Below are 15,774 nucleotides of genomic sequence, written 5' to 3'. Positions count from 1 at the left end.
GAGGTCAACCCTCTCCCCGCTTGTGGGGACAGGGAAAAGCGCTCACTCGATCGCGCCGGTCCAGCGGGTGAGGCGTGCGCGGTTGTTGCCGGCATCGGAATAGCCGACCTGCGCGCGGGCATAGGCGACAAGGCCGCTGGTGCCGTCGCCGAGATCGACGGCCAGGAACTGGTTGGTGTCGGGAAAGCGCATCGTGTCGGTCCAGGTGACATAGCGCAGCGCGCGCGGGTCGGCGCCGTCATCGACGCGCTCTTTGCGCTCGGGCTGCGTCTCGATGGCGGTGCCCAGCGCTGCGATCAACGCCTCGGGCGTCATGGCATAGACCGGCAGTTCGCCGTCGGTCTTGACGCCGTCGCACAGGCCGGGCGAGCACAGGAGCGCGTCGTTGGGCCGGCCGGCGCGCTGCGGCGCGGCCAGGTCGAACGGGCCCAGATCGGGATCGCCGGCGACCATCTGCCAGGTCTGCTCGCGACCGATCAGGAGGAATGCGCCGGTCGCCACGATGGCGAGCGCGACGATCAGCAGCAAAAGGCCGACGAACCAGTTCATGGCAAATTGTCCGGGATCGGGAGTGATTAGGATGCGGGATCGCGCACGATCCTTACGATCCGGCCGGGATCGGCGTCAATGGCCACCAGCAGCGAGCCGTCCGGTGCGATCTCGACGTCGCGGATGCGCCCAAGATCACCCTCGAACAGCTGCTCCTCGCCGATGATCGCGCCGCTTTCGTCGCGGTCGAGCCGCGACAGAAGCTGGGCCCGCAATGCGCCGACCAGAAGGTCGCCCTCCCATTCGGGAAACATTTCGCCCCGATAGACGGCGAGGCCCGACGGTGCGATCGACGGGTCCCAATAATGGAGCGGCTGCTCGAAGCCCGGCGCCGCGGTGCCCTGGCCGATGCGCATGCCCGAATAGTGGCGGCCATAGGAGATTTCCGGCCAGCCATAATTGAGCCCGGCTTCGGGCCGGTTGATCTCATCGCCGCCGCGCGCGCCGTGTTCGACCGTCCACAAAAGGCCGGTCTCGGGATCGATGTCGGCGCCCTGAATGTTGCGATGGCCCTTGGACCAGAGTTCGGGCGCAGCGCCCGGCTGGCCGACGAACGGATTGTCGGCGGGAATGGTGCCGTCGCGATTGATGCGGATCACCGCGCCGGCATGATCGCCCATCACCTGGGCGCGGGGCCGTTCGCCGCGGTCGCCGGTCGTCACATAGACCGTGCCGTCGGGCCAGAAACCGGTGCGCGAGCCGAAATGGCGTCCGCCCGAGGATTTGACGTTCATCGAAAAGATCGTCTCGGTTCCCTCGAGCGCCGGGTTGCCCGTCGTCTCGCCGGTCAGGACGCCTTTGGCCAGCGCCGTGCCCGAACCGCCCGGACCGGGTTCGGAGAAAGTGAAGAAGACCTCGCGCGTTTCGGCGAAATCGGGCGCCAACGCCACATCGAGAAGCCCGCCCTGGCCCCCGGCGGCGATGTCGGGCAGGCCGGAGACCGGCGCCGACAGCGTGCCGTCGCGGACGATCCGCATCGTGCCGGGCCGTTCGGTGACCAGAAGCGCGCCGTCGGGCAGGATCTCGACAGCCCATGGGCTCGAAAGCCCGGTTGCGAGGGTTTCGGTGCGAAGCGATATGCCGTCGGCGGTGGTGGCGGTGCGTTCCTGCGCGGCGGCGGCAGTGGCCGTCAGCGCGGTCGCGGCGGCGAGGAGGGCGGCGGACAAGAGGTTCGGGCGCATGATTTCTCCGGGCGTTGAGGCTCTGCCGATCATGTAGGCCGCATGCCTGCCGGACCAAGGGCGGCAGCCCGGAAAAAGGGTGCGTGGCAGCCTTGCGTCAGCGGGTGCGGCGGACCGGCGCGTTCTGCCAATCGGCGGAGAGCCCGCGCCAGAAGGCGAACGCGCCAGCGCTCATGCCGACCAGGCCGAGGCTCATCAGGGCCAGCAAGGCCTCGCGGCCGAAGAGCGGGGCGGGCAGGGTCAGTTGCGGCGCGGCCAGCATGGTCGCCAGCGCCGCTGCGTCGAGCGACGAGGTGTAGGTGGCGGCGTGTGCCGCCGACGACAGGCCGAACAGGGCGATCACGGTCGCGAACGCAAAGACGCCGGCGATCGCGGCGAACGCCTTGGCGCTCGATTGGCGCCATTGGGCGCGCCGTGCGGTGTAGTCCATGAACATGGTCCGTGCTCCCGGCGGGGCGTTGTCCGAAACTGCTATGGTCACGGATAGTTGCGCTTTGGGGCACGATGTGGATCGGATTGGGCCGCGCACGGGGAAAAAGTGCGGCGATTTCGTGGCAACACGCCTGTTTTTGCGCTCAGACCGCGTCCGGCAGCCACTCCAGCGGCACATGGCCCGGTTCGGCCGCAACCCGCTCGATCCAGCGGTTGACCGCCGGGAAACGCTCCATCTCGAACCCGCCCTTGTCGCCGGCCGAATGGGTGTAGGCGTAAAGGCAGATATCGGCGACCGACAGGGGGTCCCCGGCAAGAAATGGCGTGGCTTCCAGTTGCCGCTCCATCAGGCCGAGCGCCGCATGGCCCTTTTCGAGAAGCGGGTCGAGCACGTCCGGCGTGCGCAGATGAGCGCGGTCGTCATAGGTCAGGATGCCGGCGCGCACGGCAATCGCCGGCTCGTGGCTGTATTGCTCGAAGAACATCCATTGATGGACGAGCGCGCGGGCGTAGCGGTCGTCCGGCACGAAGCGCGTGCCGTCGCCGAGATAAAGCAGGATGGCGTTCGATTCGCGGATCGTCCGGCCGTCTTCCAGAACCAGCAGCGGCACCTTGCCGGCCGGGTTGATCGCACGGAATTCGGCGCTCGTGGTCACGCCCGAGCCCTGTTCGGCCGGCACATGGCGGAACGGCAGGCCCAGATGCGCCAGAAGCAGGCGCACCTTGTAGGAGTTGCCGGAGGAGGGCATCGACCAGAGAGTCAGCATGCGCGTTGCGTAGTCGCGGGCGGCGACCCTGTCAAAGCAGTTTTGGTGAAGCGGCGTTCAACCGCGTTGAACCGGCGCGCTCAGTTCCAGGCGGCGATGCGTCCGGTGTACGGTTCGTCGCGGCTGGCGGCGATCAGCGCGGTGAAGTCGCCGGGCGCGGCCTGCGGCGGGGCCAGTGCGAACCCTTGCAGGAAATGCGCGCCGGTGCGCCGGGCCAGCTCCACCTGGCGCATCGTCTCCAGGCCCTCGATGACGCAGCGAATGCCCTGGCGGCGGAACGTATCGACAATGCGCGACAGTTCATTGAAGCCGTCCTCTGAGTGCAGATGGCGGCGGGCGAGCGCGCCGTCCAGCTTGACGATGTCGGGCGTCAGCCGGGCGATGCGGTCGGGATCGGAAAAGGCGGCGCCGAAATCGTCGACCGCGATCAGAAAGCCGCGGGCCCGCAGCGCATAAACGAAATGGCGCAACGCGTCGGGCGCGGTCGCTTCATGCTCGGTGAACTCACAGACCAGATCGCGCGGCGAGATGTCCGCCTGACGCAGATCCTCGCCGAGGGCCGCGAGCGCGGGCTCGAAGGTGGCCGGCGCGTCGATCGCGGCGGGATGGAAGTTCAGGAACAGGCGCCTTGCGCCGTGCGGCAGGAACCTGGCGTTCTGGACGTGGACGTGGCGGATGAGCGCCTCGACGCTGCGCAGGTCGGCGGGCGCGATCTGGCTGAAATAGCTGTCGGGCAGAAGCGGCGTGTCACCGCGAAACGGACGGGCCAGCGCCTCGAAGGCGACCGGTACGATGCGATCGCCGTGGCAGCGGAAGACGGGCTGGAACGCCGAGCGGACGAGCACCATGCCGTCGACCGCGTTGAGCGTGCCGTCTTCATTGCGAACCGTGCGGCGTGCCCCGGCGGTGCCGTCGTTCTGTTTCGTCGTCATCAGTGCCGTCTCCGGGGCGCCATCATGTCAAGGTAAGCATTATTAACGGACGTGGTTAACGGAGTATTGCGCGATCGGCCGATATGGTTAACGCGATCGTCGCCGCGACCGGCTTGCGCATGCGCGTCGATGGCGCAATAAGTGCGCCGCCCGCGCCGCCTCGCGCCGGGCTGCCCAACGGAGTGATGACATGGCCTTTCTTTCCGATACGCTTGCGCGCGTGAAGCCTTCGGCGACGATCGCGGTTTCCAGCAAGGCGCGCGAGTTGAAGGCGGCCGGCCGCGACGTGATCGGCCTGGGCGCGGGCGAACCGGACTTCGACACGCCCGACAACATCAAGGCGGCGGCGGTCGAGGCGATCAATCGCGGCGAGACCAAATACACCGCGGTGCCCGGCATCATCGAACTGCGCGAGGCGATCTGCGGCAAGTTCAAGCGCGAGAACGGGCTGGACTACACGCCCGACCAGATCATCGTTGCGACCGGCGGCAAGCAGGTGCTCTACAACGCGTTTGCGGCGACACTGAATCCCGGCGACGAGGTGCTGATCCCGGCACCCTACTGGGTCAGCTATCCCGACATGGTGCTGCTCAACGGCGGCGAGCCCGTGTTCGTCGAAACCACGCTCGAGGACGGCTTCAAGCTGACCGCCGCGGCGCTGGAAGCGGCGATCACGCCGAAGACCAAATGGCTGATCTTCAACTCGCCGTCCAACCCGTCGGGCGCCGCCTATACGCGCGACGAACTCACGGCGCTGACCGATGTGCTGATGAGGCATCCGCATGTCTGGGTGCTCACCGACGACATGTATGAGCATCTTTGCTACGGCGACTTCACCTTCACGACGCCGGCGCAGGTGGAGCCCGCGCTCTACGAGCGCACGCTGACGATGAACGGCGTGTCGAAAGCCTATGCGATGACCGGCTGGCGGATCGGCTATGCCGGCGGCCCGGTCGAGCTGATCAAGGCGATGACCAAGGTGCAGGGCCAGCAGACGTCCGGCACATGCTCGATCGCGCAATGGGCGGCGGTCGAGGCGCTGAACGGGCCGCAGGACTTCATCGCCGAACGGCGCGCGGTGTTCGAGGAGCGGCGCGATCTGGTCGTCTCGATGCTCAACCAGGCGAACGGCATCCAATGCCCGATGCCCGAGGGCGCGTTCTATGTCTATCCGTCCTGCGCCGGGCTGATGGGCAAGACCGCGCCGAACGGCACAAAGATGGAAACCGACGAGGACTTCGTCACCGCGCTTCTGGAGGCCGAGGGCGTGGCGGTGGTGCACGGTTCGGCGTTCGGGCTGGGGCCGAACTTCCGCATCTCCTATGCGACCTCGACCGAGGCGCTGACGGAAGCCTGCGAGCGCATCCAGCGTTTTTGCGCGGCCTGCACCTGATCGGGCAGGACGCATTCACAGCGCTTTGGAACGAGGAACGGCAGCGTGCGGCGAGCACGCTGCCGTTCGGTCTTTTTTATGTTGTGATTGGCGCGGCTGGCTGAGAGGATCAGCGCCCCATCGATCATGGTGATCCCCCGCCGCGCGTCTTCCTGTTACTGGCTGGCGGGCCGCATGGTCAGGTATCAGCAGGTTACAACCGGTTACACGACACCTGTTACGCGGGCCGAATGCGGCCAGTGTTGCCGGCCTGCACTGGCATGACCGCGCCGGGCCGGTCTAAGGTCGGACGGGCTAATACGTTGGCACAGACGGGCGCATTGAAGATGGTCGGTACAGCGATGACAGCGCGTGCACTGGCGGCGTTTGCCGTGTTCATCGTGCTGGCCGGTTTCGCGCCGGCGCGGGCCGACAGCCTCTACGACCGCGCCTTTAAGGCCCGCCTGACCGACTATGCCGACCCGGCAACGCTGGGCGCCTTCGTCGGCCAAGCCGTCCGCACCGGCCAGTACGACCAGGCGATCTCGACGCTCGAACAGGTCATATTCCAGGACCCGGGCGATGCCGGCGCGCGGCTGACGCTGGCGCGCCTTTATTTCCATGTCGGCTCGTTCGATCTGGCGATGGGCCATGTCAACGAGGCGCTGGCGCTGGGCGTGCCGTCGCTGGAGGTCTCGCTCCGACAGCTCAAGGCACGCATCGAACGGGCCCGCCAGCCGGTGCGCGCCCATCTGGACGTGACCGCCGGCGGGCAGATCGTGCATCGGCGCGCGGCCTTCCCGACCGGCTTTGCGGCCGGCACGAGCCAGACCAATGTCGGCGGCTATGCGATGATCGACGGGCGGGTCGTCTTCGATCCGGACACGGCGACCCGCGACCTCGTCCTGCTGGATGCGGGAATATCGGTCGACCGGCCGTTTCTCGACACCGATTTCAACGGCACGGGCGACGGCTTCACCGCGCTTGCCGGCCATGGCGCGCTGACCCTGTCCAAGGGTCTGCCGGACGCCATCGACACGCTGCGCGCCGATCTGACGCTGTTCGGCGACTATGAGGCTCTGGGCGGTGGCCGCGACAAGCGCGAACTGGGCGTGCGCACGCGCATCGGCTTCCGGCCGAGCGTCGAGACGCAGATCTATCTGGATGCGTCCTATGGCTGGCTGGGCGAATCGCGCGCGCTGTTCGCCGACGACCAATGGTCGGTGGGGGTCGGCGCGCGCTATCGCATCGCGCCGGGCTGGACGGCGGACGGGTTCGTGCGGCACTACCAGCGGCGCGGCACGGTGCCGGCGGCGGTGCTCGGCGGCACCGCATTCGGCTACCGGACGGACGGAACCGAGGGCGGGGCGGCGCTGACCCATCTTCTGCATGTGTTCGAGGACGGTCGCGCCTGGTTCCAGACGCTTGCGGCCAGCTATGCCGACGACACGATCCTCGATTATGGCGCGGTCGGCGCCGGGCGCGGCGCGCTGGTCAAGGGCCGGCAGGTCTGGCGCGTCGATTGGGATCACACTGTGCAATTGAGCGCACAGGGGCGCCTGCGTTTCGGGGTAGGCTATCATCACGAACGCATCGGGCCGGGCGGCACCGGTTCCCGGACAGACGCATGGACCGGCCGGCTGCGCTACACGTACCGGTTCGACTAGGATGCCCGCCATGAGACCACATTCGCGCACGATTGCCGCCGGCCTCGCCGCCCTGGCAGCGTGCGCGGCGATGCCCGCGGCGGCGCAGACGGTCGGCACGATGACCGCCGAACGCGCGGCGGTGACCCGCGATGGCGGACGGGTGCGGGCGGGCGATCCGATCGCGCTGGGCGACCGGCTGCGCAGCAATGCGTCGGGCGAGGGGATCATCGTCTTCCAGGACGAATCGAGCGCCCGGCTCGGCCCAAATGCCGACCTGACGATCGACAGTTTCGTCTACGATCCGCAGCGCCGGAACGGCACGGTGCGCCTGTTGCAGCGCGGCGGCACGGCGCGCATCTTCGGCGGCCAGATATCCAAGCGCGGCCGGTCCGAGGTGCGCACGCCGCATATCGTGCTCGGTCTGCGCGGCGGCATCGCCGACGTGACCGTCGGGCCCGGCGGCTCGTCGGGGACGCTGCTCGCTGGCACGATGACGTGCGAAGCGGGCGGCGAGCGCCGTACGGTGACCAATCCGGGCTTTTCGTGCGTGTCGGACGGATCGGGCGTGCAGACCGTCCGGCTTGGCGGCGGCGACAACCAGTTTGTCGATCCGGCGGGCGGGCAGGGCGGTAGCGGTTCGCGGACGGTGTCGAACCATTGCGCCTCTGAGGCGGGCATGGGTTCGCCGGCCTGCGCGACGCGGGACGGCCGACTTCCCGGCCCGCAATCGGGTTTCGGCGCATCGTCGGCCGGCGGCGCGCCGGGCGGGTCTCCGCCCCCGCCGCCCGAGCCCCCGCCACCTCCGCCGGAGCCGGACCAGCCCGATCCGCCGCCCCCGCCACCTCCTCCGCCGCCGCCCCCGCCGCCGGGGCAAACGACCGCCGATCCGGTTGCCGACTGCATCGCGGCGGGCGGGTTCTGGGATACCCAGACGGCGACCTGCGGTCCCTGAGCGGAGATGGGGTCAGTCCGGCTGAGCCATCCCGTTGCGGTCGCCGCGCTCGCCCTGGCGGTCGTCCTCGCCGCCATGGCGCCGTTCGGTGCGCTGCGCGAGCGCGGGTTCGATCTCTACCAGACGCTGTGGCCGGGCGACGTGCCGCTCGACCGGGTGGCGATCGTCGCCATCGACGAGGCGAGCCTTGCCGCCGAGGGGCGCTGGCCGTGGCCGCGCGCGCGGATCGGCATGTTGGTCGAGACCATTGCCGAAAGCGGTGCGGCGGCGATCGGGCTCGATCTCTTGTTCCCCGAGCCGGACGCTTCTGCCGATGGCGCTGCCAGCGATGCGGCGTTCGCCCAAGCCCTGACGCGGACACCATCCGTGCTGGCGATGACGCTCGCCGCCGATGCGCCGCCGGTGCGCGCCGAACCCAAGGCGGGCTTTTCGTTCATCGGCGCGGGCGCGGACGCGTTCGATCGGGGCTATGGCGGCGGCGTTGCACCGATCGCGCCGCTCGCGGACGCCGCAGGCGGCCTCGGCGTCATACGCTCCTTTGCCGATGCGGACGGGCGGATGCGGGCTATCCCGCTCGTCTGGGCCGAACAGGGGCCGGGGGCGCCGCTGCGCCATTGGCCGGCCTTTTCGGTGGAGATGCTGCGCGTCGCGCAGGGCGAAGCGGGTCTCGCGGTGCGCATGGGCGGCGCGGGCGACGATGCGTTGCGGGTCGGCGGCGCCATCGTGCCGCTCGGCGACGGGCGGTTGCGGCTGATCGACGTGCCGGCTTCGCCGATGCGCGTGTCCGCCGCCGACCTTCTCGCCAATGGCACCGACTCGGCATTGGACGGCCGGATCGTCGTGCTGGCGGTCGATGCGGCCGGGCTCGACCGCTACCATCTGACCGCGCGCGGCGAGTTGCGGCTTGGCGCCGATCTTCATGCCATCGCGGTCAGCCAGATGCTGGCGGGCCGGTTCCTGCTCGAAATGCCCGGCGCGCGGCTGGCCGAGTTCGCGCTTCTGGCGGTTGGCGGGCTCGCCATTTTGCTGGCATTGGCGTTTCTCGCGCGACGGCCTGCGCTGGCCGCCCTGACCGCGCTGGGCATGATTGCCCTGCCGCCGGCGATCGGTTTCGCCGCCTATGCGAACGGGCTGCTGATCGATTGGACCCAGCCGTCGGCGGGGCTTTTTTTCGTCGCGCTGGCCGGTGGATACGGGCTCTACCGGCAGGCCGAGCGCCGCCGCCGGACGCTGCAGACCCAGTTCGCGCAGTTCCTGTCGCCGGAGATCGTGCGGCGGCTGGCCGAAACCGACGCGCGCGCCGCGCTGGCCGTCGAGGACCGGCCGATCACGGTGATGATGGTCGACATTCGCGGCTTCACCGCGCTCACCGGGAGCTGGCCGGCGGACAAGACGGTCGCCGCGCTCAACCATTTCCTCGCCATCGCCAATGCGGAGATCTTCGCGCGCAACGGAACGATCGACAAATATCTCGGCGACGCGGTGCTCGCCTTCTGGAACGCACCGGTGGAACAGCCCGGCCATGCCGATCTGGCGCTTGAGGCGGCGCAGGCCATCGTCGCGCGGGTCGAACGCGAGAACGCATCACTCACCACAAAGGGCCTGCCGGCGCTGTCGGTGGTCGCCGCGGTCGAGACCGGCACCTGCTCGGTCGGCAATATGGGCACCGCCGACCGCGTCGATTTCACCGCCATCGGGCCGGCGGTGAACATGGTGTCGCGGCTCGAACAGCAGTGCAAGCAGCTTGGCGAACCGGTGCTGGCCGGGCCGGCCTGCGCGGGGGCGGCGAGCGGGGCCATGCGGCGGGTCGCAACGGTAAATCTGCGCGGCATTGACGGGCCGACCGAGGTGTTCGCACCGCAACAATGACCGGCCGTCCGTGCCGGACTTGTTAATTGAACGGTATGCAGCGATCTGTAGGGTGTCGCGAATGGACGGCCGAAACAGTGGGCAACGGGACCGGATGGACAGGACGGAGATCGACCGGGACGCATGGCAGCGGCTTCCGCTGGCGCGGGTGCCGCGGCGCGGACCGACGCGCGGCAAGAACGCGCAGTTGCGCGCCAAGCTGAGAAGCCTTGTCGCCTTCGTCTATCCCGACGAGGACGCCGATGCGCTGGTGCAGTCCATGTGCGACGCGTTCTGGCCGGACAATCTCAAATCGCGCCAGCGCGGCCGCCAGCCGGGCAACACGCTGTGGTCGGAAGAGGACGCGATCGTCATCGCCTACGGCAACAGCTTCGTCGACGGCACGCACAAGCCGCTCGACCTGCTGAACGATTTCATGCACCGTTACATGAGCGGCACGGTCAATGGCGTGCATATCCTGCCGTTCTTTCCGTTCACTTCCGATGACGGGTTCGCGGTGACCGACTACCGCGCGGTCAATTCGGCGCTCGGCGACTGGGACGATATCCGCCGCATCGCCGCCGATTTCTCGCTGATGTCGGATCTGGTGCTCAACCATGTCTCCAGCCAGAGCGCATGGTTCAACGAATATCTGCAGGGGCACGAGCCCTATGACGGCTTTTTCGTGGAAGCCTCGCCCGAGGACGATCTGAGCCAGGTGGTGCGGCCGCGCGCCCACGATCTGTTGCGCGAGGTGGAGACCGCCAAAGGCACGCGCCACGTCTGGTGCACCTTCTCGCACGACCAGGTGGATCTCGATTTCGCCAATCCAGAGGTGCTGCTCGAATTCATCCGGATCATGCGGCTGCATGTCGACAATGGCGTGCGGATCATCCGGCTCGACGCGGTCGCCTTCATCTGGAAGCAGGTGGGCACGCCGTCGATCCACATGCCGCAGACCCATGCGATCGTCCGGCTGATGCGGGTTCTGGCCGATTATGCCGCCGAGCCCATCGTGCTCCTGACCGAGACGAACGTGCCGAACACGGAGAACCTTTCCTATTTCGGCAACCGCAACGAGGCACACGCGGTCTATAATTTCCCTCTGCCGCCCTTGGTCCTGCACGCCATGTGGTGCGGCTCGTCCGAGCTCTTGAACCGCTGGCAGATGGCGATGCCGCCGGCGCCGCTGGGCTGCGCATACCTCAATTTCACCGCCTCCCATGACGGGATCGGCGTGCGCGGCGGCGAGGGACTGATCACCGAGCCGGACCTCGAACGGATGACCGAGACGGTCGAGGCGTTCGGCGGCAAGGTGTCGATGCGAGCGATGCCAGACGGCACGCGCCGGCCCTATGAACTCAACATCACCTTCTTCGACGCGATGGCCGGCACGTTCGCCGGCCCCGACCAGTGGCAGGAAGAGCGCTTCCTGTGCAGCCAGACCATCCAGATGGCCCTCGAAGGCATGCCGGCCTTCTACATCCATTCGCTGATCGCCACGCACAACGATCAGGCCGGGTTCGAAAAGACCGGCCAGAACCGGGCGCTGAACCGCAAGCGCTGGGACTATCCGGAACTGCGGGCGCTGCTCGACCGGCGCGAGGGCGACAACGTCCATGCGCGCATTCTCGAACGGCTTTCGGCGCGCATCCGCATCCGCTGCGCGCAGCCGGCCTTCCACCCCAATGCGACGCAGTTCACCATGCAGTTCGGGCCGAAACTGTTCGGCTTCTGGCGGCAATCGCTGGACCGCGACCAGTCGATCTTCGCCATCCACAATGTCAGCGCCGAAAAGGTGACGATCCCGGTCGGCGCGATCAATCTGATCGGCGGCGACCACTGGACGGACCTGTTGTCGGGAGAACATGTGCGCGCGCACGGCACCGACGTTCTGGCCGGCGACCGGGCGCGCTCCAAGGGCGACATCGGTTTTGCGCCCTATCAGTGCCGCTGGATCTCCAACCGGGCCTGAGGCGCCGTCTTTCTACCGCGCCACCACGTCGACGCGGCGGTTGAGCGCCTTGCCGTCGGCGGTGTCGTTGCTGGCGACGGGCTCAGCCTCGCCGATGCCCTGCGGCGTCAGACGATCCGCATCGATGCCGCGTTCGGTGAGCCATGCAACCACCGAGCGCGCGCGCCGGTCCGACAGGTCGAGATTGTAGCTGTCCTCGCCGTCAGCGTCCGTGTGGCCCTCGATGACGACGTTCAGTTCGGGCGCGCTTTCGAGCGCCTCGGCAAGCTGTTCGAGCGCGGCGGCGGCGGACGATTTGGGCACATCGCTGTCATGGTCGAAATGGATGCCGTAAATGCGCGCCTCGCCGGTTTCCTCAAGCGCGGTGACGATCGGGTTGGCGGGTTCCGTGGCGCTGCAGGGCGTCGTGGTTCCGTCCGGGGCGGGCGGTCCGCCCCAGGCGCTGCGGCTGCGCTGACGGTAGCGCACGCCGGCGAGCGCGCCGGTGCTGTCGATGGTGGCGAGCGCGGTGCCGGTGATGCCCTGGTCGGAGGTCCAGTTGAGCCGCGCGACGCCTTCGTCGACCGCGCCCGACAGCGTGCCGTTGGTGCGGCCGCCATTGTCCAGATAGCAACCGCTGACCGAGCTGCCGTCCTGCCGAAGCTCGATGAAATCGGCGCGGCCGCTCTGGAAGATGCCGGTGAAGCGGCCCTCTTCGTCCGGTGGGGTGACCGCGCCATGGGCGATGGCTTCGGCAAAATAGACCCAGGCGGCGTCGGCGCCGATCGGGCCGTCGACGGTGAAGCGCAGCCAGCGCACGGGCGTATCGATCGTGCTCGCCGCCATGGTTGCGCCTTCCGGCCCTGCCTCAAGGGTCGCCATGGGCGCGAACCCGGTGCCCGGGCCTTCCGCCGAGGCTTCGACACGGACAGGGCCGGCCGAGCCGCCGGCGACGCCGCCGGGCCGCTCGCCGGCGCCATGGATGCCGACCGCTTCTATCGTGGCGGGGGCGACCAGTTCGAAGACGAACGTATAGGGCGGCGGGTTCTTCGCCGTGCCGGTGCTCCAGTTGCTCGCCGGATTTCCGTCGGTCAGCGCCAGCGCGGCGTTGGGATCGACCGAGGCGGAGACCAGAACCGCGCCCTTGGCGAGCGTCAGAAGATCGTCCGGCGGCGGCGCCTCCTGCGCCAGGGCCGTCATTGCCATCGCCGACAGGCCCAGGGCCCATCCCGTCATTGTCGCCGCGTGCCGCACATCGCCCTCCTGCCGCCGGGACCATCTTGAGACGCTAGCGGTTGGGCGGCATCGCGGCAAGCGGGGGGGGGTGGGCCACCAAGGGCCGGCCCCACTCCCTCACAGCAAACTGTCCGGCATCTTCTGCTCCGCCGCGGTGTTGGCGCGGCGGAAGACCAGCGTGACGAAGGTCGACACGATCACGATGAACAGCGAATAGAGCGCCGGCACGGCCATGACCGCCTGCTGCTGTTCGGCCGGAAACGAGAAGATGACGATGGCGATCGCCAGCGGCCCGTTCTGGATGCCGGTCTCCAGCGCCACGGTGCGCGCATTGCGCGGATGCAGCCTGAGCGCCTTGGCGAAGAAATAGCCGATCGTGATGCCGACAAGGCCCAGGCCGATCGCCGCGACATAGGTCGATGGCGTCGTGTCGCGCAGGAACTGCCAGTTCTGCGGCACCCAGGTCGCCATGATGAAGACGATGAAGAACGCCGCCAGGATCGAGCCGCAAAACTCGATGACGGCGCCGGCATTGGCGTTCAGCTTGCGGATGCCCATGCCGATGGCGACCGGAACCAGCAGAACGATCAGCACGGCGACGATGTCCTCGCGCGGGATTTGCAGGTCGAGCGCGGCCGCATAGAGAAGAAGGATCAGCGGGATCATCACGACGCCCGCGACGGTCGAGGTGACCGTCATCAGGACGCTCAGCGCCAGATTGCCCTTGGAGAAATAGGTGAAGATGTTGGAGGTGGTGCCGCCGGGCATGCAGGCCATGATCAGGATGCCGATGGCGATGGTTTCGGGCACGGCCAGCGTCAGCGCCAGGACGAAGCCCAGAAGCGGCATGATGCCGTACTGGCTGATGACGCCGATGGCGAGGCCATAGGGGCGGCGCAGCGCCAGATAGAAGTCGCGCGGCGTCAGCGAGGCGCCCATGCCGAGCATGATGATGGCGACCATCAGGCCGAGCAGCGTTTGCGTGAACTCATCGACCATTTGGGCTTACTCCGCTGCCAGTTGCGCCATCTGTTCGGCGCGCAGTTCTTTTCGAAGGATCTTGCCGACATTGGATTTCGGCAGTTCGTCGCGGAATTCGACCAGCTTGGGCACCTTGTAGGCGGTCAAATGTTCCTTGCAGAAGGCGCGCACGGCGTCGGTGTCGAGGCCCGGATCGGCGCGGACGATGAACGCCTTGACCGCTTCGCCCGCCGCATCGTCGGGCACGCCGATCACCGCCGCTTCCAGCACGGCCGGATGGCCGGCAAGCACGTCCTCGATCTCGTTGGGATAGACGTTGAAGCCGGAGACGACGACCATGTCCTTCTTGCGGTCGACGATGCGGACATAGCCGTCCTCATCGATCACGCCGATATCGCCGGTCAGGAACCAGTCGCCGGCCATGACCTTTTCGGTCTCGTCGGGTTTCTTCCAGTAGCCCTTCATGATTTGCGGTCCGCGCGCGCCGATCTCGCCGGTTTCGCCGATCGGCAGGCGCTTGCCGTTGTCGTCGAAGCAGGCGATCTCGGTCGATGGCACGGGAATGCCGATCGTGCCCTCGCGCGCCTTGCCCAAGGGTTCGAACGTCAGCACCGGCGAGGTCTCGGTCAGCCCGTAGCCCTGCAGAACCTCGGTGCCGGTGATCTCGCGCCAGCGGGCGGCGACCGAGGATTGCAGCGCCATGCCGCCGGCGCCGGCGAATTTCAGGTGCCGGGGCGGCGTGTCGCGGAACCAGATCTCGTTGGTGAGCCCGTTGAAGAGCGTGTTCACGCCGCTCATCCAGGTTACCTTGTAGTTCTCGAAGGCGCGCTTCAAATTGGACAGGGGTCGCGGATTGGGGATCAGAATGTTGCGCCCGCCAAGCCAGTAGAACGCCAGCAAATTCACCGTGAAGGCGAAGATGTGATAGAGCGGCAGCGCCGTCAGCACCACTTCCTCGCCCTTTTTCAGATCGCCGCCCAGAAGCTCCATGGCCTGTTCCATGTTGAGGATCAGATTGCCGTGGGTGAGCATGGCGCCCTTGGCGACGCCGGTCGTGCCGCCGGTATATTGCAGCACGGCGATGTCGTCGTGGGTGACCGGCTGATGGTAGGCATCGACCTCGACATGGTCCCTGGCGATGTGGCTGCGGCCGGCGTCGAGCGCGTCGGGCAGGCGCAGATGGGCGACCTCGACGGGCTTGACCGACTGGTCCCAATATTTCTGCACGAGACCGACAATGCCGCGCGGCATGACCGGGAAGAATTCGGCGATGCGGGTGACGATCACGTTGGGGATCGGGTGGCCGCGGGTGGCGGCGGGGATCTTGTCGGCGAACATGTCGACGATGATCAGCGCGTGGGGCTCGGCGTCGGTGAACTGCCGCTCCATCTCCTCGGCGGTGTAGAGCGGGTTGACGTTCACCAGAACGCAGCCGGCCTTCAGGATACCGAACACGGCGACCGGAAAGCTCAGGCAGTTGGGCATCTGCACGGCGACGCGGTCGCCGGCCTGAAGCCCGGCCACCTCGCGCAGATAGACGGCCAGCGCATCGGACATCTCGTCGACCTGGGCAAAGGTGAGCGTGCCGTTCATGCCGTTGGGCAGGCAGCAGGTAAACGCCTTGGCGTTGCCATAGGTCTCGGCGACCGAGCGAATCAGATCCGGCAGGTTGCGATAGGATGCGGCCTCGATGTCGGTGCGGACGCCAGGTCCGTAAAATGCCGTCCACGGCCTGTCCGGTTGAGCCATGTTCCTCCCCAATATTGCTCCCGTTGCACGGTCTTTTGGCCGTGAACCCGCGAAGGTGGAGCATCAACCGAGATTTGCGCAACTTATTTTTGAGTTTGGCGGGAAGGTTTTTGGGGAGGGGTGGCGCCGGTTGGTCATTCAGAGCGGGCGTGCCCTTGTTCGTTGACTGACG

General features: G+C 67.6%; 13 protein-coding genes. 5 read left to right on the top strand and 8 right to left on the bottom strand.

Annotated elements, in window-relative coordinates; all coding sequences use genetic code 11:
- Nucleotides 1-42 precede the first annotated feature (42 nt).
- From DEM25_RS14740 to DEM25_RS14720, 5 genes are all read right to left on the bottom strand, one after another.
- On the bottom strand, nt 43-549 hold the full coding sequence (locus DEM25_RS14740; RefSeq protein WP_109768198.1) for a DUF1499 domain-containing protein: 507 nt from the start codon (nt 547-549) through the stop codon (nt 43-45).
- Nucleotides 550-575: 26 nt separating this feature from the next.
- Nucleotides 576-1,730 carry a PQQ-dependent sugar dehydrogenase gene (locus DEM25_RS14735; RefSeq protein WP_109768287.1) on the bottom strand — a complete coding sequence of 385 codons (1,155 nt, stop codon included), beginning with the start codon at nt 1,728-1,730 and terminating at the stop codon, nt 576-578.
- A 97-nt stretch (nt 1,731-1,827) separates the two neighbouring features.
- Complete coding sequence (locus DEM25_RS14730; RefSeq protein ID WP_147393336.1) at nt 1,828-2,160, bottom strand: hypothetical protein; 333 nt, start codon at nt 2,158-2,160, stop codon at nt 1,828-1,830.
- 145 nt (nt 2,161-2,305) lie between these two features.
- Nucleotides 2,306-2,929, bottom strand: a complete 624-nt coding sequence (locus tag DEM25_RS14725; protein ID WP_109768196.1) for a glutathione S-transferase family protein — start codon at nt 2,927-2,929, stop codon at nt 2,306-2,308.
- 80 nt (nt 2,930-3,009) lie between these two features.
- The gene (locus tag DEM25_RS14720; protein ID WP_109768195.1) at nt 3,010-3,861 is read right to left on the bottom strand and encodes an EAL domain-containing protein; all 852 of its coding nucleotides are present in this window, start codon (nt 3,859-3,861) and stop codon (nt 3,010-3,012) included.
- A 190-nt stretch (nt 3,862-4,051) separates the two neighbouring features.
- Between DEM25_RS14720 and DEM25_RS14715 the strand changes: the two genes are divergently transcribed.
- The 5 genes from DEM25_RS14715 to DEM25_RS14695 all read left to right on the top strand — a co-directional run bounded on the left by DEM25_RS14715 (nt 4,052) and on the right by DEM25_RS14695 (nt 11,657).
- Nucleotides 4,052-5,254, top strand: coding sequence for a pyridoxal phosphate-dependent aminotransferase (locus DEM25_RS14715; RefSeq protein ID WP_109768194.1), 1,203 nt, complete (start codon nt 4,052-4,054; stop codon nt 5,252-5,254).
- A 341-nt stretch (nt 5,255-5,595) separates the two neighbouring features.
- A complete protein-coding gene (locus DEM25_RS14710; RefSeq protein WP_158585282.1) occupies nt 5,596-6,900 on the top strand; it encodes a tetratricopeptide repeat protein in 1,305 nt (434 codons plus the stop codon).
- Nucleotides 6,901-6,910: 10 nt separating this feature from the next.
- Nucleotides 6,911-7,834, top strand: a complete 924-nt coding sequence (locus DEM25_RS17960) for a FecR family protein (RefSeq protein ID WP_196780395.1) — start codon at nt 6,911-6,913, stop codon at nt 7,832-7,834.
- A 6-nt stretch (nt 7,835-7,840) separates the two neighbouring features.
- A complete protein-coding gene (locus tag DEM25_RS14700) occupies nt 7,841-9,703 on the top strand; it encodes a CHASE2 domain-containing protein (RefSeq protein WP_109768191.1) in 1,863 nt (620 codons plus the stop codon).
- Between the two features lie 94 nt (nt 9,704-9,797).
- Nucleotides 9,798-11,657 carry a sugar phosphorylase gene (locus DEM25_RS14695; RefSeq protein WP_109768190.1) on the top strand — a complete coding sequence of 620 codons (1,860 nt, stop codon included), beginning with the start codon at nt 9,798-9,800 and terminating at the stop codon, nt 11,655-11,657.
- Between the two features lie 12 nt (nt 11,658-11,669).
- Here the strand turns inward: DEM25_RS14695 and DEM25_RS14690 are convergent, their stop codons facing one another.
- From DEM25_RS14690 to DEM25_RS14680, 3 genes are all read right to left on the bottom strand, one after another.
- Complete coding sequence (locus tag DEM25_RS14690) at nt 11,670-12,872, bottom strand: OmpA family protein (protein ID WP_196780394.1); 1,203 nt, start codon at nt 12,870-12,872, stop codon at nt 11,670-11,672.
- Nucleotides 12,873-12,989: 117 nt separating this feature from the next.
- On the bottom strand, nt 12,990-13,871 hold the full coding sequence (locus DEM25_RS14685) for a bile acid:sodium symporter family protein (RefSeq protein ID WP_120222774.1): 882 nt from the start codon (nt 13,869-13,871) through the stop codon (nt 12,990-12,992).
- Nucleotides 13,872-13,877: 6 nt separating this feature from the next.
- Nucleotides 13,878-15,602 (bottom strand): AMP-binding protein, encoded by a 1,725-nt coding sequence (locus DEM25_RS14680; protein ID WP_109766443.1) that lies wholly within the window; start codon nt 15,600-15,602, stop codon nt 13,878-13,880.
- Nucleotides 15,603-15,774 lie beyond the last annotated feature (172 nt).

Origin of the sequence: Oceaniradius stylonematis, from assembly GCF_003149475.2 — a bacterium.
Lineage (GTDB): Bacteria > Pseudomonadota > Alphaproteobacteria > Rhizobiales > Rhizobiaceae > Roseitalea > Roseitalea stylonematis.
The sequence above is the reverse complement of the archived record's forward strand: the minus strand, read 5'-3'. Positions and strand labels throughout refer to the sequence as shown.